The sequence below is a fragment of the Porphyromonas sp. oral taxon 275 genome (assembly GCF_018127745.1).
GTDB lineage: Bacteria > Bacteroidota > Bacteroidia > Bacteroidales > Porphyromonadaceae > Porphyromonas.
In genome coordinates this window covers 543,670-567,347 of record NZ_CP072333.1, presented here as the reverse complement: position 1 = coordinate 567,347, position 23,678 = coordinate 543,670, and the positions used below count along the sequence as shown (strand labels likewise).

Sequence of the window (23,678 nt, the reverse complement as noted above, 5' to 3'; positions counted from 1 at the left end):
TTATGGGTAAAGGGAGACCGCTCTTGGGCTACGTCACAGTGCAACATTCAGTAATCATATAGACTTTTAAGACCTAGCCTATGGGAAGAGTGCTCATTATCGGTGCCGGCGGTGTCGGCACGGTAGTAGCCAAGAAGGTGGCGCAGAACAGTGATGTCTTCACCGAGATCATGCTCGCTAGTCGCACCAAGAGCAAGTGCGACAAGATCGCCTCCGAGATCAAGAACGTCAAGATACAGACCGCAGCTGTGGACGCCGACAACGTCCCCGAGCTGGTGGCGCTGATGAAGTCCTTCAAGCCTGAGCTCGTCATCAACGTAGCCCTGCCCTACCAGGACCTCCATATCATGGACGCTTGCCTAGAGGCTGGCGTCAATTACCTCGACACGGCCAACTATGAGCCGCTGGACGAGGCTAAGTTCGAATACAGCTGGCAGTGGGCCTACAAGCAGCGCTTCGAGGAAGCAGGGCTGACGGCCATCCTCGGCTGTGGCTTCGACCCAGGGGTGACGGGGGTCTTCACGGCCTACGCTGCCAAGCATCACTTCGACGAGATCCATTACCTGGATATCGTAGACTGCAACGGGGGCGACCACCACAAGGCCTTCGCCACCAACTTCAACCCCGAGATCAACATCCGTGAGATCACGCAGAAGGGTAAGTACTACGAGGATGGCCAGTGGCGCGAGACCGAGCCCCAGGAGATCCACAAGCCGCTGACCTACCCCAACATCGGCGTACGTGAGTCCTATCTCCTCTACCACGAGGAGCTCGAGTCGCTCGTCAAGAACTACCCCACGATCAAGCGTGCACGCTTCTGGATGACCTTCGGGCAGGAGTACCTGACGCACCTGCGCGTCATGCAGAACATCGGGATCACGCGCATCGACCCCGTCCTCTACAACGGCGTAGAGATCGTCCCCATCCAGTTCCTCAAGGCCATCCTCCCCAACCCCGGTGAGCTCGGCGAGAACTATACGGGTGAGACCTCCATCGGCTGCCGCATCCGCGGGATCAAGGATGGCAAGGAGAAGACCTACTACGTGTGGAACAACTGCAGCCATCAGGCCGCCTATCAGGAGACGGGCGCTCAGGGCGTCAGCTACACGACGGGCGTACCAGCGACCATCGGTGCTCTGATGTTCTTCAAGGGACTGTGGCGCAAGCCTGGGGTCTACAACGTCGAGGAATTCGATCCAGATCCCTTCATGGAGCAGCTCATGACGCAGGGCTTGCCTTGGCACGAGCAGTTCGACCTCGACCTCGAGCTCTGATGTACACAGACAATTAGCCAAGCATGCAGGCGGTCGTTCCCTCGCTGAGGGGACTACCGCCTGTGTGCTTATATCACTCCTCCTATACCCTACTCCCTATGGGGAGACTTCATCCTAACTACAGCCTCAAAGACACATGAACGTACTCCTTATCATCGATCCGCAGATCGACTTCATCAGCGGCAGCCTCGCTGTCCCTGGCGCTACGGAGGCCATGGACTTCCTGACCCACTGGATCGAGCAGCACGAGCAGGACTACGACGCCATCGTCGTGACTATGGACCAGCACCCAGCTGACCATTGCAGCTTCGATCGAATGGGCGGCCCATGGCCCCCGCACTGCGTCCGCTACACCTACGGCGCAGCGATCTATCCACCCCTAGCCGAAGTCCTGGGGCGAATCAAGTGCAGCCACCGCATCCCACTGCTCTATATCCCCAAGGCGATGTCACAGCATCGTGACTCCTATAGTGCCTTCGCCGACACCATCCCAGAGCTCCTCATCGCAGCGAGCCGCATTGATGTCGCGGGCTTGGCTGGCGACTACTGCGTCAAGAGCTCGATCCAGGATATCCGCCGTCAGCTCTCGATGACGGAGATCCATCCCCTAGATGAGGGCATCGCCTGGATAGGCACCCCCGAGCCGCTCTGCCCCTCTACCTCCAGGCAGCAGAAGTAAGAGGTCAAGCCCCTCCATCTACCAGCCAAGGGGACTAAGCAGCCCCTCCCCGTAAACCAAGACAGAAGCCCAGGCATATGTTAGACGATCGTCTAGCATATGCCTGGGCTTTTTCACGGATATCCCTCGGCACGCTGACGGATACCCTTCGGCTCCTTGACCGACATCCCTGAACTCGCCGACTGATATCCGTCATCGCGCTCACCATCCCTAGGCGCTTCCTCGAACGCCGATTAAGCGTCTAAGGAAGGAGTGAGGGGTGAAGAGTTCTCCCACTCCTCGGAGCAAACTAAGCAGCTGGAGCATAAGGCCGCTTAGTCTATTCTCCCAAGGACTTCAGGCCTACGCCGCCCTAAAGAGCACCCTATATTGGCTTAGTCTGACACCAAGCATCAGCAAGAAGGAAGCAGGGACAAGACAAATGGCAGGGAAGAAACCATAGAAAGGATAGCGCACGGCTCCCCATCCGAAGGCATAAAGGTATCTGCTCCTCACGAATAAGAACGGCAGCAGATGGAGCAGCAGAATGAGTACACTGATAGCGTAGAAGCTAGGCCCAGCTCCTTAGGCTGGAGCTGATCTAGTAGCCCAAAGGCACGCTCTATCTTTTCCGACCAATAGGCATCATAGACGAAGCCATTAAGCATCGTCACATAGCCTGTAAGCCAATACCTTTTAAGGAACTTTCCCTATCTTCGCATCAGCAGGAAACAGAAACTTCGATTTGGTCGCTGCCCAAAGGATAGACAGCGCACATAACAATCAATAGAATCAAATAAGATGGAAAGAGCAGAGAGACAAAGGCTCACCTTAGAGCGCATCGATGCGGTTCTGAAGCCGAGAGGATACAAGGCTCGGATAGCCGATGGAATACGATACTATCTATCCCAAGATGGGATAACTACCGCATGGGCGATTGTCTTCCTCAACTTGGGGTGGATCAACTCAAGAGAAGCTATGGTTACCCATGACGAGGTAGAACTGATACTACAGAGGGTTGCAGATGAGAACTATCCCTTCCCTTGGCAGACACATAGAGGGACAATACTAACCCCAACAATAAGTCACAGCACGTTCGTTGATGAGTATCAAACGGCAGATATGGATACCGAGGAACAGATAGAGGATTACTGTAACTGGTATCTTGGCTATATCAATGGCGAAGGAGCGGACTTCGTGCGGCATTACTCCTACTTGCCGAATGTCCTCAAGCGCATGGATGAATTGGTCGAAGCTGGGTTAACTTGGCAATACCCTGACAAGGGAATACTCTCAGGGACTTTGGATGCAAGGTTTCGAGGGCTAATCATCTCGAAACTGTGCAATGACCCAAACTTTGAGAAGAAGATAGCTTGGTGCGACGAGCGCTTTTACGATGGGACAAATAACGAGTGGCTTCCCTACTACGAGAAGCTAAAGGCCGAGGTGCTCCCAACCATCGAACCCAAGTACAATCTGTAGGCAATGGAAAGAGCAGAGAGACAAAGGCTCACCCTAGAGCGTATCGACCCCGTCCTGAAGGCGAAGGGCTATAAGACGAGAAAAGCTGATGGCATGTGGTACTATCTGCATCAAGATGGGATAACCGTCACTTGGTCACTTGGCTTTCAGAAGAAGTACAGCTTTATAGATTTTCACCGTGCAAGAATAACTCATGATGAAGTAGAACTCCTATTGCAGCGGGTCGCAGATGAGCACTACCCCTTCCCATGGGATATGCATCGAGGGACAATACTGACGAGCACGGTAAGTCACCACAGCTTCATCCGGAAGTACCATTTAGTGGCGATTGATACGGAAGAGGAAGTGGAAGAGTTCTGCGATTGGTACCTCGGCTATATCAATGGCGAAGGAGCGGACTTCGTACAGCACTACTCCTACTTGCCGAATGTTCTCAAGCGTATGGATGAACTCTTAAGTCAAGGGCTATCTTGGCAAAATGGCAAACAGGGCATCCTCGACTGGACCTTGGATGCTTTCTTCCGAGGTCTAATCATTGCCAAGCTCTGTAATGATCCAGAGTCGAACTTCGAGAGCAAAGTTAGGTTCTGCGAGAAGTATCTTTATGATGGGACAAATAATGAGTGGCTTCCCTACTACGAGAAGCTAAAGGCCGAGGTGCTCCCAACGATCGAGCCCAAGTACAATATCTAGGCCTATAAAAACCTCCACCTCCCCTGAAAAGACTTCGCCCCGAGCGGCCACAGACGGCTGCTCGGGGCGAAGTCTTTTCAGGGGAGGACGAAGCCCTTATAGCCCGCTGTTGTGGGACTCGTCCTTGGATTTAGGCGCGGGTTCGCTTGCTTTGGGCTTGGCGGGCTTGGCCGCTTTGGTGGGTTTGGCCTCGGTCTGCTCGTAGCTGACACCCGTGAGCGTGAAGTACTTCTTGGAGGGCTGGAGCAGCACCACGGGCTTTTCGATGTGGACGTTGGCGTTGAACTTGGTGCCCTGCTCGACGGCTTTGCTCTTGAACGAAGGCATCAGCGTGCCGAGATCCCCGAATTCGACGATATCGCCATTGGCGACGATGTCCTTGGCGATCTCGGTGGCGTAGTTCAGGACGGCCTCGACCTCCTGGCGGTTGAAGGTCGTGGACTTGGCGACACGCTCGCAGAAGTTGCGGAAGTCGATGCGATGTCGGCCCGTCGGCTTGGCGATCTGGACGAGTTTTCCTGCGTTTTTGCCGACATTGAGCTTGCGCTCGACGACTACGAATTGCAATGGTTTGTTGGCCATGACATGATTAAGATTTAGTTCCCTCAGGTGAACCTCAAGGAAGGAGGAGGGACTTTGCGATGAGGTATTAGATGCTTCGAGGACAAAGTTAGTAATCTTCCTAGAAAAAGTGGCTAATCTTTTGCGCAAAAGTTTAGCCACTTTTTCCGAAAAGATTAGCCACTTTTTGTCGATTCATAAGGTATTTCCCGAATCCGGCTTAGAGACCTCGCTCGAAGGGCTTAGTGATCTTGCTCGAATGGCTTACTGAGACTGCTTGCCAAGTCCCTAAGCCTTACCGACAGAGTGGCGATCATTCTGTCGCGAAAAACCTGTAGCTTTGAGCCAAGAAGCTGGACGACGAAGCAACAACCACTCAAGGAAGAAGTAGAATAAAGTAACACGAGACAAAGAGCAGCATATAGGCAAGGCAGCGCTGAATCCCGAGGGTGATGTGTCGATAGCCTCCCTCTTCCAAGGGCAGGACTATGATGGGGAGACGGGACTGACGTACAATCGATGCCGCTACTACGACCCCGAGCTGGGTAGAAGATATATCTCGGAGGATCCGATAAGATTAGAGGGTGGAGTTTCTTTGTATGGGTATGCTGAATCTGCATCTATAGTAATCTATGATTGAGTCATCAATATAATAAAGTAGAATAATGAAGAACGTGATTCCTGGTGAGGTATATGCTATCCCTCTATTCCTGACAGATATTCACTTTACGACACGAGTATCTCTAAAGGATTTAAGAGGCGACGACAAAAAGTTTGCTTACTGTCGTATAATAGAAGACCTAGGCTCGAGGGGGATTTTAGTAGAAATATTCAACAAAGTAGGGACTTTAGATATATCTATTGAAGAAGTGGTTGAGTCTATGCGTTTATTTCCTCCTGTAATTATTACACCCTTACCTATTAGAAAAGGGAGATGGAGAAGAATAGGTAAGCAAGAGAACTATAATAAGGAACAAGACTCTATGTATTCTGATATAACATTAGTGTCGGGAGCAGAAGGGCACTATTTCCTATGGAGGGGGGGGCATAGTCTGGGGCGAATTCCCGATGAGGCCATTGAACCATATGAAGAATGGATCTATTGGCTAGCCCCTCATCTTGAAAAGCGAATAATTAAAGCCTTGACCGATGAGGGCATATCCTTCTGAACCTTCCTTGTGGAAAGCTCCAGAGCTGGTTAGGAGAGCTCTAATCCCTTATCGGGAGCTTCTTTGTAAAAACGTCTGATGAAATCTTGGATAAGATCTGAATATATTGGGAGCAGCGCTTACTTTCATGCTGATGATGATTTGTTATGGGGGAATCCACCTGCTTTCTTCAGTGGTCTGTGACGACTATAGTGCTCCCAGAGTTGGAGTAATCGCCGAGCTGAATCTCTTAAGGACATAGCAACAAAAAAAAGGCTTTGATCGTGATGAATGGCCCATGGTGATGTTTAAGGAAGGTGGGAAAGGTGCAAGTGTTCGGTACATATCTCCCTCTGACAATAGAGGGGCTGGTGCTGCTATTATGCACGCGTTAAAAGGAAAATCAAAAGATACAGGAGTTTCATTTAAGATAATAGATTAAATATGAATGCAGTAGCTTTGTATAAGCATAGAGAGTTTGTATGGTTTCAAGAGCAGGCGAGTGGATTCATTCGGGAAGTGGAAAAATTCCCCTCCTTGGACGATACGGAAGAAATAGAGCTTTTTGCTCATTTCTCATTCTGTTCCTACTTGCTTAATAGTCCAGTCCTATGGCAGTTCTTAGAAAAACCTATTGAATCACTTCCCTTTATAGACTTCAATTCTTGGGAGTTTATAGAGCCTTTATTGTTGCTCAAGGTAAGGTGTGGTAAGTGTACAAGAACCAAGGGGAAAGAACGTGTTGAAGAAGCACTAAATTCAGGAGACGAACTTTCACAAAAGGTAAATCGGTCTGTTTTTCTTCGTACTCTAAAAGGAGAGCATTTAGATTTGGATACCTTGAATTCGATATTCAATGCTAAAACTAAATGGTCTAATGTTTTTGATTTGGTGATACTTGCAATGGACATAGTCCGAATTGCTGAACTGGGAGGAAGCGAAGCTTTCCCTGTTGCTCGAGCTCACGAACTATTAGAGGAATGCAAGATTAAGTTTCAAGCGTCCTTTGGGATAGTGTAACTTAACAGTGGCACGATCAGCACTTGTATGGTAGAGCATCTATGGTAACTTGATGAGGATTCTTGTGTGAAGTGATCGATTAAATATCTTACAAGTAAGACTCTAAGCTTATGAACAGAAGAAAAGAATTTGTGAAGGAGGCAAAAGAATTCATAGAATCGGGGATAGATCCTTCTTCGCCAGACAGTATGGAGGTTTATTGCTTCTATGCCTTTTCCTTGTACCTGTTAGATGATACCCTACTCCAAAAGTATCTATCATATCCAGTAGAGGAATATCCCTTTATTGATTACCTGACATGGGCATGGATTAGAGGTGTGATGTGTCTTAAAGGACATGCTGGGATGATTGAACTTGATAGGGTACAAGATCGTGTATGGGAAGTGTTACGTGCAGGAAAAGCTGTCAACATGCGAGTCTTCCAGCGTGTTTTAAGAGGAGAGGAGTTGGATGCTTCTGTATTAGAAGAGCCAATTAGGAAAGATGATAAATATCAGTCGCAAATTATAGGCTTAACTCATGAGCTGATTGTGATGTTGGTTATAAGAGGGGATGAACCTTTTCCCAGCCAGAAAATCGAGGAGTTACTCCGTCAGTGCAGGCAGAGGTTTTGTGCGTCGCTTGAGTGTGGTAACATTCCAATAGATGAGAGAAGCGGATCATAGATTTTCACTTCCTGTAAAAAGTTCGATGAAATCACGGGAAAGATTGGGTCATATCAGGAGAAGTGTGTGTTCTCACATGGCGCAGTAGACTCTTTAATTACACATAAGCCGAGAAGACCTGCGATAAGAAAAGAATTGCGGAATATAGGGAAAAATGTATTGAAGAAGATAAAATAAACACTATAATAGAATGGATGAATTGGTTTCTATTGTACAAGCTTGCACAAGATTAGCCTTTAGTGAATTATTTGGTAACAAAGAGCATTTTTACTACTGTGTTCTCCTCGTTACAGGTGAGGGATATGCTCCTACTATATCAGCTTGGTCCTGGGAAGCATTGAACAGGGAGTGCACAAAACAAGAAGCTGAACATCTTCGGAGCGAGCTTATGTGGTCTTACGCAGATTCTCCCTACTACGCTTTTGGGGAAGAATTCTTTTTGCCTGTGCAACACCATTTGAGTCTGCGACCATCAATTGACGAATTAAGTGATGAAGAGTGGGATAAAGAATGGCAAGATAGAATGCTTGCTTATGAACGGGCGATGAAGAATCTAGATGAAGAGTTTTTTTTTGGTCAGGGAGAAACTCGAAAGCAAGTGTATATAAATGTCGAATCAATGCCCATGGAAGAAGCAGATATATCAAGAGCTATAAGATTAAATCCCAGCTCAGAAATTCTAAAAGATTGGTTAAGCGATATGCAATAAGTATATAGAATTTATACGCTATCGCTATGCTTGGGATAGTAATGTTTTGCTCCATGAGTGGAACTATCAAAGTTGGACTAAACCTGTTCGGAGGAAGGACAAGTATGGTCGGTAGCTACAGCAGTCCTGAGCCACTAACGAATGTTACAACATGGATGTATGATGGCCAAAGTCATACGCCTGTGGCGAAGTTTACCGAAAAGGATTGCTACAGTATTGTACAAGACCATCTTGGCACACCAACGCAAGTCTTTGTGATAGCCGAGGGAACAAGGTGTGGGACTGTGTGCTAGATATCTATGGACACATCCGCCTAAAACATCTACAGAACGCATTGGGAAGGACAAGAACTACAAAAAGTTAGAAGAACGTACCATTAAACAACCTGACAGAAAGACGATGTAGCCCGATGGCAGAGTCGTCTATGAAAAGGATTTTGGACGAAGAATAGGTACTAAAGGGGAAGAAAGGCTACGAGTGATGGTCGATCCTGTCAAGAATAAGATTGTAGCTTCATTCCCCGAAGAACAATTTAGAACCTCATAGTATGGCTGTTTCTGTGCACCCCATAGAAGATAGGCAAGGGAAACATGAATTGTTTTTCTTATCAGACAAGGAAGTCTTTTTGCTTTCAGAAGAGTGTCTTTACCCCTTATTTGGATGCCGAATTGACGATTATGGTAAAACGTTTTTGTATCCATGCCATATCCTAGCAATTCAGGATTTTCTCACTAAATACCTATACAGGTAAGTCTAAGGATGGGAAAGTTACAATCAACTTCTTTTATGAGGAGGGTGAGATAAGTTCGTATTATCCAATAACAACGGAGTAATTATGCATTATTCTTTCAAAAAAACAACCTATGTAGATAGAGATGGTAGAGAAAACAACTATCCTTCAGTTGTTATAGAAGACTCTAAGAAATACGGAAGCTTCTTTCAGGCTGAAATCCATCATCTGTCTTTAGACTACGTTGAAGAGATTGTCGGAGAGATTGAAGCAGTTCTAAATGGAGAAGTCGACTTTTATGAAGGATTTGGCTTTGAGGTTTATATGATTGAATGTGACCGAGAGAAGGCTGTTGTAAAAAATGTTTATGAAGACGATCGTATAGAAGCGGTTATACCTATCGAAGAGGTTTACGAACTGATGCGAGACTGGCGAGATTTTCAACGAGAGTATTATCACAACAGTACCTCCCCATAGAAGTGGTAAGGTATACTGCTCCCCATCACAGCGGAGAATCTGGAGAAGCTTCGGGTAGACGACCTCAGGTTGGAGCGTACGATTAGCTCATACGTATAGATCGTATCACTCAACAGCTCCGAGAGCGTATCCATGAGTATATACGGATAAAGAGCTCCCTGATTTTAGGTAGTTATAGATAGATAAAACACATAGTAATATGGACTCAAAAATATCGGATAAGCTTAATATTCAAGAGGCTCTTTGTCTTCTATTAGAAGTACAAGAGGTTTTATATGCTAAACTCAAATTGCCTCCAATAGAAGAGCTCAGGAAGAGTATTCAAGTTGTCGAACATAAAAATATAAAGCAATTCCATTTAGTAGATCGTTGGCTTTTTGAATTGGTAAGAACCTTCTATGATACTGGGTATTTACGAGGTGTATCAGAAGAGACCTGTGATTCTCTCATTAGCAAGATAGAGAGAACACAAGACTTGTTGAAAAAACAAGTTATACGTGTCTGTAAAAAAAGAAATATATAACTAGATCAACATCAACGGGGCGTAGTAATTTGTTAAATCAGCATCCAACACCTGATTAAGTATGATAATGATATTTTGGGAATAAGACGGTGAATATGAAATATGGAAGTATTTTTCTTAGGCAAATAATAACAGATCTCTTGATAGTACTCTTCTCCTCCTGCCTCCACGAGCAGCCAGCACCGATATCTTCCGTCTTCTCCATCGAGATTGCTGAGGACAAGACCACTCCTGTTCTTGTTCAGCTAAAGAATGAGAGGCCATCGTTACGATGGATGCCATGGGTACGCGGGTGGAAATAGCCGAACAGGTGGTCAAGAAGAAGGCAGATTTTGTCCTCGCTCTCAAGGGAAATCAGCGCCATCTCTTCGAGGACACGACCGATGCTTTCTCCACGCGACAGCCACACAAGCGATACCTTGAGCAGGAGAAGGGGCATGGGCGTATCGACAAAAGGAGCTACTAAGTGCTCCCAGCAGAGGGCAATCTTACCGATGAAGTTGCTCGACGCTGGCCGATGATACGTAGCTTGGTACGGGTCGAACATGAGGTTACCAAGCCCAGTGCACAACCAACGAAGGAAACGCGTTACTACATCTCAAGCTTGGACTTCAACGAGACCTCTGCAAAGGAGATAGCCTACTATATAAGGAAGCATTGGGGAATTGAGAACTGCCTACATTGGCAGTTGGATGTGACCTTTCGGGAAGATGCTTTCCGGGCGCGAAAGAACTTTTCGGCGCGCAATCTGAATCTCATCCGCAAGTTTGCTTTGGCTATTCTTCGCAGGCAGCATGACACGCTCTCGCTTAAGGCCAGACGTTGGAAATGCAGCCTGCGCATCGACTACCTCAAGCTGGTACTCGGATTTTGATGCGGGGGTCCTGATACTAGAGCGTTTTTTACTGAGGATAATTTTATACCTTTATAGCCAAATAGGTTCTAACGAGATGTCCCAATATAGTTTCTCATATAACTGCGAATCGCTGAATGATGCATTCAATGCGGTGAATAGGAAGGGAAAGATGCAGAAAAGGTATCTTTCACCTGAATATTTGGTTGCAGCTCAGGAGTATCGTGAGATGAGGAAGGAACTCAATGAGCTATTGAGAAAGAAAAAGAAAGAGCGTACGGAGGTAGAAACGAGCCAGATCGTCAACTTGAAGCAATCAATGAAGGAGAATGCTCAGGAGCAGAAAGCCCTGTTACAAGCACATCTTAGTGAAGTGTCTTTAAATATTTCATCAAGTAGTTTTCGTTTCACCCTCACTCCAGATGCATCAGAAAATCCAGAGAAGCCAGTTTATTCTATTGGGACTACAGCTGAAGAGTTCTTTGCTATGCAAGTCCTTTGCCAAAATGTAAAGAAACTGTTTAAGATATCCATGTCAAGTCGTGACGAGATACTTTCTCAATTAAAGATGTTACTGAGGGAGGATAAGAGCAGGTACTATATCATCCGAACGGATGTTCGTCATTGTTTCGAGTCGATACCACATGATAAGTTGTTTGAGTATTTGGAGGGTAACAATCTGCTTGATGTAAAGAGTAAATCCCTTTTGCGAGGACTCATCCGAAAGGAGTTTGAAGCCAAGAATCTACGCCCACTTGTACCGACCTTACAGACTGGTATTCCACGAGGTTGCGCTATCAGTTCGCTACTATCTGAATTCTATTTATCCAAGATAGATGAGGTGATAAAGAGATTTTTGCCAGGTGTTTTATTTCTTGGTAGATATGTGGACGATATGGTGCTTGTTATTCACCCTGATATCAGAGATGAATACCATAAATCAATAGATTGGTATATTGAAGAGCTTAAGGAAATTTATTCTCAAAAGGGATTGACAATACACACACCATCAGATGGCTTAGGAAAATGCTATATGTATGATTCGGCTAATGCAATAGATTTAGACTTCAATCTATTAGGATATAATATTCATATTGGCAATAAGAATAGAGATAGTTTGGTATTCTCGCTCTCCCAAGACAAATTGAAAAGTATTACAAATAGAATAGATAAGTCGTTCACTACTTTTGACAACATGATTGATATAGTAGGTTTCGATGTAGCAGCACACTATTTGTTTGATGCACTTCATGTATTGACATGCAACATAAATCTGTATAACGCAAAGAAAGGAGTTAAGGTTGGCATCTTTTATTCCAATCAGCTATTGGATAATAAAAGAAATCTGTCATACTTGGATGGACAATTGAGTCGCAACATAGGTAGGCTGAGTCTTTCTTCAAAGACATCTATTGCAATTGCAGATAGGGCTGTACTAGAGGATAGACTGAAAAGAAAGCTTGCTTTACTGTCTTTTACAAAAGGATTCAATTATCCCCACAAGCGTTACAAAATAAAGAAGCAGAGACTACGAACTATAAAATCATCGTGGGTATAAGAAAGAGAAAGAAGATAAAGCTTAGTTATAGCAAAGAGCGAGTTCTCTTTTCCGATGTTTTGCCCTACGAATGTCCTATTATCTTTTCCAATAGGTATCTATACAGATTTCTTGCAAAATATCTATGGGTTGGTGAAGTCAATGGGGGGAAAATACAATTAGAGCAAAACAAGCGGACTGGCGAAAAAGATGCATCGGCTTTTGCAGCATTGCTATTCGGGTGTTATGAAAAGGGGAAAGGAATCGGGACTCTTCAACATCGACCAAATGCTCTATTCTATCCTTATCATTTCAATATAGCTCACAAGCCAAATAAGAACAGAACGCTATCAATTATACATCCATATAATCAATGGCAGGTAGTAGAATTTTATGATCAGTATAAGTACTCCATACTATATCTATGCAACCAAAGTAGATACTCTCTTCGCAAGCCTCACAAGATAGCACAGTACTTTTACTATAGAGATCGACTCCATCAAAAGTTGTTAGGACAGAAAAGTGACAAAGTCGAGCTATTCTTCAATGAATATGAGAACTTGAAAACCTATTTTAGTTACGAGAAGTACTCAAGTATATACAAGTTCTACGAAGACTATCGGTATCAGCGTGCTGAAAAGAAGTTCAAGTATCTCACCAAGTTTGACCTTCAAAGCTGTTTCGACAGTATTTATACTCATACAATAAGCTGGGCAACAGCTGGGGGTGCGGATAAGGTAAAGGTTTTGCCCGGATATCATGGATCATGGGTCGGTGATGCATTTGATAATCTAATGCAGTCGGTCAATGCTCGTGAAACAAATGGTATTGTTATAGGTCCTGAATTTTCAAGAATCTTTGCAGAGATTATACTTCAGTATATAGACCAAAAGGTTGAGCAGGAACTATTGGAAGAAAAGCTTTGTCAGAAATCTAACTATGAATGTTTTCGGTATGTTGATGACTATTTTCTCTTCTATAATGATGAAAAGGATAGAAATCTCTTCTTGGAAAGCTTAGTAAAATGGCTGAAGGAGTTCAAGTTACAAATTAGTCCATCCAAAACAGAAGAGTTTGAAAGACCTTTCGTCACAAAAATTACAATAGCCAAACATCGAATCGATGATTTGTTCAGCGATATATTCTCAATCCCACTTTGGGAAGAAGTAGAATCAAATTTAGGGGCAGAGAAAGATGAGGATGCTGAAGATTTATGTTCTGATAAAGACAAGGAAATACTATACAGAAAATTCAATATATACTTGCCTGCAAATAGCATAAATACTCGAATAAAGGCAATAGTAAGGGAATGTGGAATTGAATATCGCGATATAGCAAACTATCTGCTTGAGAAAATGAGTCAACGCCTTGACGCTTTTCTCAATCGATATGAAATGGGGCTTAAGAAGTATGAACGCTTGATGTCTAAAGAGGATACCGATAAGGAGGAGGTTGAGCTTCTGGCACAAGGAGTGCAAAGGAAGCTTACAAGTTATCTTGTATCTCTGATTGATGTGGCGTTCTTCGTGTTCAATAGTAACAGACAGATAAACACTACATTGAAATTGCAGAAGATAATGAACTCCATCATTATCTATGCAAAACGACATGGTAATTTCATGGATAATCCAGAAGTTAGATTTCAAACGGTAAGCAAGGATATTCTTTTTAAGAAGATTCAGGATGAAATAGCCCTAGTACTAGCTACAACTGATTCACATCGGCACACCTTGCATGAAAGTCTCTATCTATTAATACTAGCCAAAGAATTAGGCTCCACATATCTATTCGCACCTGAAATTATCAAATCCTTCATTGAAAAGAGTGAATTGCAGTATGAGCTATTTGCATGTATCATCTTATTGTATTACTTTTCGAATCATAAGTGCTATGATAAACTAAAGGATTCATTAAAAGATGAAATTTTGAAGAAGTATAGGCTCATAGCAGAGTCAGAACGTAAACGCAGTTCGGAACTTACTATTCTCACCGCAGATATGATGACTTGTCCCTTTGTAGATGATGTATACAAGCAAAGCCTTCTTAAATTGATGGGCATTACTGAGCCAAAAGATCAGCAGATGATAATGCGCTTTGCGAAGAAACAAAAGTACATTTTCACTCGCTGGACAATGTTTAATTTGAATAAAGAATTACAGGCAAAGATTTCACAGGAGGTATATTCGTAGCTTCTGTAACAGCTGTTGGTCCAACTATACATTCACACACATAACCTTCAGCTAGCCGAAACTAAGCAGGAAGTTGCGTTTTCCCAAATGGTTGGTTAGGGTTGTACCGAATGTGAAATCTTGCCTTTCTCAAACTTATAAACCTCTCAATAACGAACTCCTCCCAAGACTAATAGTCTTGGGGGTAGCTTTTTCTATACTGATCGATTTCTATGTATGAGCGCATTGCACGGCATTTCCAAAGGAGCCCATTGCGCAAGCCCGCCCTTCATTGCACGTACCCTCTTGCCTCGAAAATCGGGATCTTTAGGCTGAGCAGTGGGATGCCTGTCTCTCCCCCTTGCCCCCTCTCGGAAGGATCATCCTTCCGAGAGGGGGCTTTTCCGGGCTATTTGGAGCTCTGGAGCACAAGAAGCCCAGGCATACGCTTCAGATTGTATGCCATAGCTTCCAAGACATTCTGTGTATGCGTTCGCTCAAGCCCTCGGTAGCGACATCGCCCTCCCAAAAACCACCTTCGTATGCTTCCGAAAGTACGCTCTATCAAACAGCGCGTCTTACTGATAAGATTGTTGAACTCACGTTGTCGCTCTGTGAGCTTCATCCCCTTCTGCACCTTAAGCATAATCCCATCAATCAAGCCGTGCTCAAAGAGACAAGCCGAGTTCTTCTTGCTACAATAACCTTTATCGGCAAGGACACTAACGCCCTGAGTAAGCTCAGCCTTCTCGATCAGCTCGGGCAATACCACCGTATCGGCACAATTGGCTGGCCTGGTAATTATGCTCTCCACCAACCCTTCCCATCGGTCAGCACGTGCTTTTTGTACCCGTAGCGATAGTGCCTGCCTTTGCGCACCCAACGAGCTTCCGTATCCACCCCTGGCTTGCGACTTTTCAGCTCATACTGATAAGCCTGCTCTTCGGCTTGCTCTTCTTCGGTGTGCAAGTCCTCTCGGTCGTCCGCCACTTCGATAAGGATACTTCCATCGGGAGCGTGCGAGCTATCCACAATGCTCACATCCACGATAGCCCCTTGGTCAATACGGCTAATCCCGTGCTTCTTGAACTGTTTTTTCAGCTCGCGAAGGAGCTTGTCCATAATCCCCAAGCGTGTCAGTTCAGCACGAAAGCGACAGATGGTGCTGGGGTCTGGAGCTGGAAGGCCCATGTCCAAGAGGAGGAATTTGCTGAAGAGGAGGGAGTCGTTGATTCGTTCTTCAACTTCGTAATCACTCAGGCCATACCAGGTCTGAAGCAGTAGGATCTTGAACATCATCAAAGCATCATAGGCTGGATTGCCTATGGCGTTCTGGGTCTTTGTATACTTCTTGTTGAGTAGTGTGCGAATACCTCGCCAGTCAACGCAAGCGCTGATCTGTCGAAGGAACGAGTGCTTCATGCGGTCGCGACGCACCTGCGTGTAAACTTGCAGGAAGCTCGGAGCGGATTCGGTTTGTTTGGTAGGCATAGCTATATGACTGTTCTGGTTATGAAGATACTAAATATCAGTGATATATGAAGCAATCACAACCCTGTACACCTTTGAATACCGTGCAATGGTCTCCACTTGATATATCTTGACCTCTCTCAAAAGATGTATCATGCCCTCACTGCATATACTTGTTCTTTCATAAATTTCTTGCCTTATGCCCTCATATGCTGAGCGACGAACGAGATGTTACTATAAACTAAATTGATAATCTGCTCATGATACTCGGTATTTTGATTCATCAAGCCACGGCACTGAAGGACTTCCATTGTTTCAAGCGATACCTCGATGGTCTCTATCCGTTTGCCCTCAATGCGAGCCGATAGAATAAGGCTCTTTTCCTTGAGGTGATACTCATTAGTGAATACGCAATGGTGTAGAGCTTGTCCTTCCTCAATATACTCCTGCACGCTCTCCAGCACTCGGATTTGGATGCTACCATCAGTGAAGGCAACGCCAAAGAATGGGGCTTTGAGTTTTTGGAATCGTGCTTCATCCTCCTGCGCCTTCTGTCGTTTGTGCTCTTCTTGTTCTCGCTCTTCCCGGGCCCGCAACTTTCGGTGTACCTCGTCGTGGGCTTGCTGTAGATCCTCGGGGCAAACGTAGTGGGCGTTGTGCGTGTCCTTACCTAATCTACGGAGCATATCCACATAATCGCACCAAAGGGCGATGTCCATGATGTCGTAGCCCCTGCGAAGTGTGATTTTGTAGGCTGGCCAATAGGCATCCCAATTCCTTGGACGGCTGAGAAAGTAAGCTAAATGCTCGGTACGTCCAGCTTTCATCAGGGTCTCGGCTCGGCTGTCTGTGAGGAGGGCAGGGATAAGGCTCGTAGGAGCGATGTCATAGCACTTGCCTTCAAAGCCGTTTCTCTTTAATGTGTCGCTTAGCTTAACCTTAGGGCATAAAGGACAACGGGCGACGAAGCGGTAGGCTTCGTTGTCCCGACGAATAGCCATAGGCGAATAGTAGGCAAAACTATCTATATAATGCCCCATCGTTCGCTGTACGGCGACAATCGACTGCCTGCCACGCTCATCCCACCAATACTGGCCAATCTCCATGACGGAGGAGGTGGCTTGGTAGCCTTTCTCCATACCCGAAATAAGCAAGAACATACGCAAGACTTGATACCCTCCCGAAGTGGTCAGCACTGTGAAATACTGCCGTTGCTTTAACTTCCTCGCCCTTGTCGTTATGACCTCTAAGCCTGCCCCACACTGGGGGCAGGTGCAATGCTCTGTAGGCTCAATTATTTGCCACGAATGACCACAATCCATGCAAGTAGTGTTGCCCTTGGGTAGACGATAGGCATAGTGGTCAATGCACTCACGGAATGCCCACTGCGTCTGTGCCTTCGTTATGAGACGGAGGTACTTGCTTTGAGTGAGGACAGCTTGCTCAAACTTGTTTCTCGGTTTCATAGCTACATATCAAATAGAGAAGGTTCGGGTACTTGCTCACTCTCGGTGCTTGTCTTGGATTTTACTCGCTTCGGCTCTTGCAACCTGCGTAGCTCCTGGGCTTGATACTGCTGTATCGCCTGCTTGCGGGCTTCGGCTTTCTCTTCCTCGGTAAGGACTAGGGTATGATTGACGACCACATGGCAGGCGACAGGGCTACCCACTTCAAGATCGTCCTCATCATAGTAGTGTACCGCCATGGAGTAGATCTCATCGTCCTCAAAGCCGTTGCAACCACTCTGTTGTACCTGCTTTAAGATATAGGTGATGCAGTCCTCGATGTTCTTGTGGGGCTTTGCCAAGTTAGGAGCAAACAGAGGGTCTGTAGCTGCTCGTAGGTTGAGGTACTCGGCTATGGTACGAGTGAATTGTTCTGTTCCGTTCATTGTCCTTAGTATTTAGGGGTTTCTACAATCTGCTTGATACGTCCATGAAGGTGCTTACATAGGCTGGGGCGGTCAGAGGCATAGTATTCAGCCCATTGTCCGTATTGCCTGAGCAAGTACTTTTCCAGCACATCGAAGAAGTCAAAGCGGTAGCCCATCACGGGGACAGCGGTGCGGAAGTAGGTGTTGCTATTCATGGCTTCGCATAGCCAATCCTTTTCCTCACGACTCATCGCTTCGCCACGATTGAGCTTCACACGCAGGAGGTCGGCTTCACAGGCCCAGAGGGTTTCCAAGGGTTGCACCTCCCACTGCACGAACTTAGTCGCTACGGCACACGCACACTCCTCAAGTCCCGAGTTTATGCGGTAATGGGAGGAGGAGCTATCTCCTTTTCTTTTCATCGGAGCTGTGGTATGTACATTCTGCTTATCCATAGTGACATTTTTTTTATGCGTCCAACGATCGGAGTATGCTGATTCCTTTTTCGAGCAAGACAGAGGTAGCGGGGCGATGGCGGACACAAGGTTTGGAGGGAAAATACGACCTGGAGCCCTTGAGGCGGAAGTGTGGAGATTTTCCTGACAACCGCAGGCACCGACCTTGGGGTAGCCCCAGCCCCGTCCTACCTTTGCGAGGGAAAAGAAACAGCATCCGTCGCTTACGCATCAAGTGGAGCGTCTGGATGAAGAAGCAGAAAGGCAAGGCCTATAAGCTGAAAGTAAAAGGTGGCAAGCTCCGAAGAGCTCGCCATCCGTGAAGATGAAAAATTAAAATAGGTAGATGCTACTGCATCATACACAACTTTTGATTACCGTACAAGAAGATTCCTCAAATACAGAAGAAAAATCAATAGAAGATCACAACGGAAACTCAATTTAGGAACATCTTAATCGAGACTTATAAGAGAATGTCGTAATTTCGTATCTCTCGGTTGATATTACTGGGGTTCGTCATACATCGAATATAATGAAATATGGATGTTTCGTAGTGGTTTCTATTGAAGCTACTTAGTGTCTTAATGATATGAAGAAACATAGTGGCAAATAAGATGCGCATGAAATCAGAACAAGATAGCAAAATGGCAAAAGAACACAGCAAGGAATTACTCACAGCATTGTATCAGCAGATTTTTTATACATCTGAATGCGTGGTTCCTTTGTATGATGTTATAGAAGATTACTTATTCCAGGATTTAGACTACCAAAGGCTAATGTCTGTTATTCCTCTATGGATGATAGATGCAGGAAGGTCCCCAGAATCCATGATGGATAAGGAATGTTACGAGCAATTACGCTCTATGTTTAATGACCCAGTATCAAATAGGATTATTCATTGGGCAGACATGCAAGGAGTCTTGAATGCATTTCAAGATCGTGTAATGTCTATTAGAAGCTATCTGGAAGTGATATATAAGTACCTTCCTACTTATTGCTTGTATGAGGACAGCGAATATGAAGCAGCAACGAGAGGACTGGATGAGACATCTGATAAAGTACATACGGCCATCAATAATGTTTTTGTGTCGCTTTGTTCATCGTTTGATCTTTTTACAAAAGTAGTATATGAATGCTCGGAGTATGATTCCCAAGATTTTTCTAAATATAAGAAGTTGAAATGCAGAACCCAAAGTATACTATATAAAAAAGGGAACTTCGGTTTTGACGAGTTGAAGGCTGATGGATTATTATATAGTGAGCCTAAATATGTTAGAACAGCTATCAGCTTCCGTGATGAGTTTATTCATAACGGTGCATGGGATTACCGTTGTGCCATCTACTATCCTTTTGTTGAGGGTGGCAACCCTGTGGAGCCTTTTATTCTGATGCCAGACATTGATATTGAAGGTCGTCTAGTATCATCGGGGACGAGAAATAAATTCTACGCAAAGGGCAATAAAATAAATGTATTCCTTCCTGAGCTTGTGAAGGGTATCATGGAACTACTGAATAATACGATTAAAACTCTGATTAATGTGCTACAGAAGAAAACGAGCATAAAGAATAAGACCAAAGCTACAGAAATGGCTATATGTAGACTTTTAGGGAACCAAATTGTTAGCAAAAAAAACATAATGGGAGATAAATATTCAGATGAAGAACTGCTAAAAGATATGGATTTCTTGATGCCTGAATTTCTCTCATTGCATTCTATAATTGCTAGACTTTGCAAAGGTCTAACGCTAACGAAAGATTTAGGAATCCAACTGATGTATAGTGGTTATTCTAATGGCAGACCGTTTAGAATGCTAATGTTTGTACTGCTTCTTAATGAAACAGCTAATCTAAGGGATGATGCCCAGTTAGCTTATCACTTGTTAAAAGAGGCTTATATCATGACAGATAACATCTATGGACAGTTGAAAAAAACAACTTATGATTTTGCGCTGGAGGACTATCTTGAAAATTTGGAAAATGAGCTACCAAATAGAAACTCAGATGAGCTGACTGATGAGGAAAAATACATTTATGAAGGATTGCCCCAAAAGGTTACAGTATATAGAGGTATGTGTGATGAGGAAAAACAATCTAGGCAGTTTGGTATCAGTTGGACTATGGACAAAAACAATGCCTTGGATTATGTTTTCTATAAGAAGAACGAGGTAATAGGGGATATTGGTTGGTGTGCAAATATGGAGATTGATAAAAGTGAGATTTTTGCAGTTTGGGGTGTCAAAGGTGAGAAAAAGGAAATAGTGATTAACCCAAAGAAATGCAAGAATATTTCATTTTGCGAGATTTCAAAGAAAGACCTGTAATCTTATAGGTTGTCTAGATTGCTTTACGGAAACTTACTATCACTCAGTTATGATACGCTGAGAAAATATGGAATATTATCTCAATATTAATATTTTATGCGTCCAACGATCGGAGTATGCTGATTCCTTTTTCGAGCAAGACAGAGGTAGCGGGGCGATGGCGGACACAAGGTTTGGAGGGAAAATACGACCTGGAGCCCTTGAGGCGGAAGTGTGGAGATTTTCCTGCCAACCGCAGGCACCGACCTTGGGGTAGCCCCAGCCCCGTCCTACCTTTGCTAGGGAAAAGAAACAGCATCCGTCGCTTACGCATCAAGTGGAGCGGCTGGATGAGAAGCAGAAGTGCAAAGCCTATAAGTTGAAACTGAAAAGGTAGCTAGCTCCTGAGAGCAAGCCACCCGTCTAGAGCATGAGGAAGTATCCTTGCTAAAGGATGCAGATTAGGATCGCCACGCAGATGGCTAGCCAGAAGAGGAAGCCAAGGATGGTGAAGGTAACCCGTAGGACTGTTCGTACTACGAAGCGTAGCAGGAGGAAGCCCATGATGATACCTACAATCGTCACGAGCTGTGGTGTGACGAGCCTCGAGACGAGGTAGAGGGCAGCTACCACGAGTACCAGGAGAAGCGCCAGCTCGATGAGGCGTCGCCAGTCGATGGAGCGAGAGGGAGGAGCTTGCTCCTTCGTCTGCTTATCGGGAGTGGTCTTGCCCCTGATGAAGACGGGGCTGTGCGGATCGTGATTCATTGCTTGAGTATTCATATCTGGGGACATGCTAGAGATTCAAGAGCAGGGGCAAGATGCTCCAAGACACAAAGGACAAGGCGCTGGTCCCTTGACGTGTGGAGCGGAGCGTATATCTTGGCTCTTGATACTCGCGTGTCCCCTGGATGATATCTTGTTCTTGAGCTTACGCTTCTGCCTTGCCGAGAGTGGGGAGGTGATTCTCCTCAATGAGCAGGACGATGGTACCCGTCAGCTCGGTGTAGAGTAGCTCGTACTCAGGACTGCCGTCGAAGTCATCGTGTAGCTCGTACTTGGAGAAGACCGCTTGGACGGACTTGTTGCCCAGGAGGATGGGGGCGAGCCTACGGGGAAGGGGATCGGGAAGCTCTTCGGAGAACTCCTCCATTAGGATGGAGACAAGGGTGTCATACTTGGAGAAGTGGAGTCCCTGGTAGAGGACCTCGCTAGCCATTGCCTCCGCTTCGAGGTGCGAGAAGCCCTGGGCTACGCTATCGCAGTAGGAGGAAAGGGCTAGGTCTGTACGAGCTCCGATGAAGGCGCTGTTGGCCACTAGCTCGGGATGATGGTCTCTGAGGTAGCCTTCCAGCTTGAGTCGGAAGTAGGAAAGCTCTTTCTTGGTCTGGTTCATAATGTAGCTTATAGCTTATGATGAGATGATTGATTAGGTTAGAGGCCCATGGCTTCGTTGAACTTATCGAGCTTACTCGCTAGCTGCTCCATATCGTGCTCGATCTTCTTGCTGGTGATACGGGCATAGATCTGCGTGGTCTTGATGTTGGTATGTCCTAGCATCTTTGAGACGCTCTCCATCGGTACACCTTTGCTGAGCGACATCGTCGCAAAGGTGTGGCGGGCTAGATGGAAGGTGAGCCGCTTCTGCAACCCGCATACGTCAGCGATCTCCTTGAGGTAGGCATTCATCTTCTGGTTGGAGAGGATGGGGAAAAGCTTCCCGTCTTTGGAAGTCGTACTAGGGCTATACTTCTCGATGATGGCCTTGGGGATGTCCAGGAGGAGGATGTTACTCTCTACGCTTGTCTTCTTTCTCCGCGTCATGATCCATGTCTTTCCATTCATAGTAACGAGGTGTTCTCTTCTGAGGTTTGCGACATCAATATAGGCAAGTCCCGTGAAGCAGGAGAAGAGAAAGAGGTCACGGACGAGCGCGAGGCGAGGGATGGTCAGCTCCTTGTTGGCTATCTTCAGGATCTCCTCATCGGTGAGGAAGCCTCTGTCCACTGGTGCGAGGTGGAAGTGGTGATCGCGAAAAGGATCTTGGAGGAGATAGCCCCGCTTGAGGGCATAGATAGTGACAGTCTTCAAGGTCTTCATCTTCTTGACAGCGGTATTGTAGGCACATGAGGTCACTGTCGTGAGGTATAACTCGAAGTCCTGGATGATGGCAGGTGTGAGCTCCATCAGTCCAATGTCCTTACGCTTATATCTGTGTACTAGGAACTCGAAGAAGTGCTTACGCAAGACGCTGTACTTCTGCAAGCTCTCCTTGCTGATGGTGTGCCCCACGCGCTGACGGATGTCATCGATGAACTTGTCAAAGACAGAGAGAAAGGTGCTGAACTCCTGGATTTGTCCGAGGTAGGCGGATCGGAGCTTGTCGAGCGAGATGGTTTCGTCGTCTTGGTACTTGTGATAGAGGGAGTGGAGGCTGGCTGAGATGGCATCTAAGCTAGCATTCACAGCGAGGGCTTCTGAGGATCGGCCCTTCTGTCGGCTGGTTCTGCTGTTCCACTGTGCCTTGTCTACGAAGATCTTCGTGGAGCCAAGATTGCTCATTGCTCCTGAGAGGAAGATACGTAGCATGACGGGCGACTTGCCTTCTTTGTTCTCGTAGTTGGAGCGTAGGTAGAAGGACACCTTGAACGATTGTCTCATAATGCATCATTCCTTAGTGTAGCGGGTGCTACAAAGTTACTTACTTACACATTGAATGAGAGCACGTTGCTGCCTTCAAATAGCCCTTCATCTAGCCGTCACTGCTACACAAATTGCTAGGCCCCGATTTGTGTAGCAGTTTCTGTAGCAGAATTTGACCGATTGATGACGATTAGACCCTAAGGGTAAGCCGTCAGGTCTATGCACAGCGTACAAAGAGAAAGCGTTGTAAGACATGGTCTTACAACGCTTTCTCTTTGATTTTGAAGGCTTCTCTGACGACCATTTTGCAGTCACTTTGAAGCCTCATTGCGGAGAGAGAGGGATTCGAACCCCCGGTACCTTGCGGTACAACGGATTTCGAGACCGCCACATTCGACCACTCTGCCATCTCTCCGTTGGTCAGCAAATAAGCTAGCGC

The 23,678-nt window shown here is 45.8% G+C and carries 21 protein-coding genes, 1 tRNA gene and 2 pseudogenes; 15 read left to right on the top strand and 9 right to left on the bottom strand.

What is annotated here, in order from left to right:
* Positions 1-80 precede the first annotated feature (80 nt).
* The 4 genes from J4862_RS02245 to J4862_RS02230 all read left to right on the top strand — a co-directional run bounded on the left by J4862_RS02245 (position 81) and on the right by J4862_RS02230 (position 4,107).
* The gene (locus tag J4862_RS02245; protein WP_211789122.1) at positions 81-1,274 is read left to right on the top strand and encodes a saccharopine dehydrogenase family protein; all 1,194 of its coding nucleotides are present in this window, start codon (positions 81-83) and stop codon (positions 1,272-1,274) included.
* Between the two features lie 136 nt (positions 1,275-1,410).
* Entirely contained in the window at positions 1,411-1,953 is a 543-nt protein-coding gene (locus tag J4862_RS02240) for an isochorismatase family protein (protein ID WP_211789121.1), read from the top strand.
* Between the two features lie 780 nt (positions 1,954-2,733).
* Positions 2,734-3,414: a hypothetical protein gene (locus J4862_RS02235; protein WP_211789120.1), complete on the top strand. Its 681-nt coding sequence runs from the start codon at positions 2,734-2,736 to the stop codon at positions 3,412-3,414.
* Between the two features lie 3 nt (positions 3,415-3,417).
* Positions 3,418-4,107: a hypothetical protein gene (locus J4862_RS02230; RefSeq protein WP_211789119.1), complete on the top strand. Its 690-nt coding sequence runs from the start codon at positions 3,418-3,420 to the stop codon at positions 4,105-4,107.
* 96 nt (positions 4,108-4,203) lie between these two features.
* Here J4862_RS02230 and J4862_RS02225 read toward each other — a convergent pair whose 3' ends face one another.
* Positions 4,204-4,689, bottom strand: a complete 486-nt coding sequence (locus J4862_RS02225) for a histidinol phosphate phosphatase (RefSeq protein ID WP_211789118.1) — start codon at positions 4,687-4,689, stop codon at positions 4,204-4,206.
* A 433-nt stretch (positions 4,690-5,122) separates the two neighbouring features.
* Between J4862_RS02225 and J4862_RS02220 the strand changes: the two genes are divergently transcribed.
* From J4862_RS02220 to drt3b, 10 genes and pseudogenes are all read left to right on the top strand, one after another.
* Positions 5,123-5,308, top strand: a complete 186-nt coding sequence (locus J4862_RS02220) for an RHS repeat-associated core domain-containing protein (RefSeq protein ID WP_249107436.1) — start codon at positions 5,123-5,125, stop codon at positions 5,306-5,308.
* 25 nt (positions 5,309-5,333) lie between these two features.
* Positions 5,334-5,837 carry an Imm26 family immunity protein gene (locus J4862_RS02215; RefSeq protein ID WP_211789117.1) on the top strand — a complete coding sequence of 168 codons (504 nt, stop codon included), beginning with the start codon at positions 5,334-5,336 and terminating at the stop codon, positions 5,835-5,837.
* A gap of 423 nt (positions 5,838-6,260) precedes the next feature.
* Complete coding sequence (locus tag J4862_RS02205; RefSeq protein ID WP_211789115.1) at positions 6,261-6,836, top strand: DUF6707 family protein; 576 nt, start codon at positions 6,261-6,263, stop codon at positions 6,834-6,836.
* Positions 6,837-6,946: 110 nt separating this feature from the next.
* Positions 6,947-7,501 (top strand): hypothetical protein, encoded by a 555-nt coding sequence (locus J4862_RS02200; protein ID WP_211789114.1) that lies wholly within the window; start codon positions 6,947-6,949, stop codon positions 7,499-7,501.
* 190 nt (positions 7,502-7,691) lie between these two features.
* Entirely contained in the window at positions 7,692-8,210 is a 519-nt protein-coding gene (locus J4862_RS02195) for a DUF4303 domain-containing protein (protein ID WP_211789113.1), read from the top strand.
* An 835-nt stretch (positions 8,211-9,045) separates the two neighbouring features.
* Positions 9,046-9,417 carry a hypothetical protein gene (locus J4862_RS02190; RefSeq protein ID WP_211789112.1) on the top strand — a complete coding sequence of 124 codons (372 nt, stop codon included), beginning with the start codon at positions 9,046-9,048 and terminating at the stop codon, positions 9,415-9,417.
* Positions 9,418-9,616: 199 nt separating this feature from the next.
* Positions 9,617-9,940 carry a hypothetical protein gene (locus tag J4862_RS02185; protein WP_211789111.1) on the top strand — a complete coding sequence of 108 codons (324 nt, stop codon included), beginning with the start codon at positions 9,617-9,619 and terminating at the stop codon, positions 9,938-9,940.
* 271 nt (positions 9,941-10,211) lie between these two features.
* A pseudogene (locus J4862_RS08890) lies at positions 10,212-10,814 on the top strand (ISAs1 family transposase).
* 76 nt (positions 10,815-10,890) lie between these two features.
* Entirely contained in the window at positions 10,891-12,351 is a 1,461-nt protein-coding gene (drt3a, locus tag J4862_RS02170) for an antiviral reverse transcriptase Drt3a (protein ID WP_211789109.1), read from the top strand.
* Positions 12,342-14,519 (top strand): antiviral reverse transcriptase Drt3b, encoded by a 2,178-nt coding sequence (gene drt3b, locus J4862_RS02165; protein WP_211789108.1) that lies wholly within the window; start codon positions 12,342-12,344, stop codon positions 14,517-14,519. Before drt3a ends, drt3b begins: the two co-directional genes overlap by 10 nt.
* A gap of 388 nt (positions 14,520-14,907) precedes the next feature.
* Here drt3b and J4862_RS08885 read toward each other — a convergent pair.
* From J4862_RS08885 to J4862_RS02140, 4 genes and pseudogenes are all read right to left on the bottom strand, one after another.
* A pseudogene (locus J4862_RS08885) lies at positions 14,908-15,995 on the bottom strand (IS5 family transposase).
* A 170-nt stretch (positions 15,996-16,165) separates the two neighbouring features.
* Complete coding sequence (locus tag J4862_RS02150) at positions 16,166-17,434, bottom strand: PcfJ domain-containing protein (RefSeq protein WP_211789105.1); 1,269 nt, start codon at positions 17,432-17,434, stop codon at positions 16,166-16,168.
* 2 nt (positions 17,435-17,436) lie between these two features.
* Positions 17,437-17,859 carry a PcfK-like family protein gene (locus J4862_RS02145; RefSeq protein ID WP_211789104.1) on the bottom strand — a complete coding sequence of 141 codons (423 nt, stop codon included), beginning with the start codon at positions 17,857-17,859 and terminating at the stop codon, positions 17,437-17,439.
* 5 nt (positions 17,860-17,864) lie between these two features.
* Complete coding sequence (locus tag J4862_RS02140; RefSeq protein WP_211789103.1) at positions 17,865-18,263, bottom strand: hypothetical protein; 399 nt, start codon at positions 18,261-18,263, stop codon at positions 17,865-17,867.
* A gap of 653 nt (positions 18,264-18,916) precedes the next feature.
* Here J4862_RS02140 and J4862_RS02135 point away from each other — a divergent pair.
* The gene (locus J4862_RS02135; protein ID WP_211789102.1) at positions 18,917-20,617 is read left to right on the top strand and encodes a hypothetical protein; all 1,701 of its coding nucleotides are present in this window, start codon (positions 18,917-18,919) and stop codon (positions 20,615-20,617) included.
* Positions 20,618-21,043: 426 nt separating this feature from the next.
* Here J4862_RS02135 and J4862_RS02130 read toward each other — a convergent pair whose 3' ends face one another.
* The 4 genes from J4862_RS02130 to J4862_RS02115 all read right to left on the bottom strand — a co-directional run bounded on the left by J4862_RS02130 (position 21,044) and on the right by J4862_RS02115 (position 23,654).
* Positions 21,044-21,379 (bottom strand): hypothetical protein, encoded by a 336-nt coding sequence (locus J4862_RS02130; protein ID WP_211789101.1) that lies wholly within the window; start codon positions 21,377-21,379, stop codon positions 21,044-21,046.
* Between the two features lie 148 nt (positions 21,380-21,527).
* The gene (locus tag J4862_RS02125) at positions 21,528-21,992 is read right to left on the bottom strand and encodes a DUF1896 domain-containing protein (protein ID WP_211789100.1); all 465 of its coding nucleotides are present in this window, start codon (positions 21,990-21,992) and stop codon (positions 21,528-21,530) included.
* A gap of 38 nt (positions 21,993-22,030) precedes the next feature.
* Entirely contained in the window at positions 22,031-23,257 is a 1,227-nt protein-coding gene (locus J4862_RS02120; RefSeq protein ID WP_211789099.1) for a site-specific integrase, read from the bottom strand.
* 312 nt (positions 23,258-23,569) lie between these two features.
* Positions 23,570-23,654: transfer RNA gene (locus J4862_RS02115), tRNA-Ser, on the bottom strand.
* Positions 23,655-23,678 lie beyond the last annotated feature (24 nt).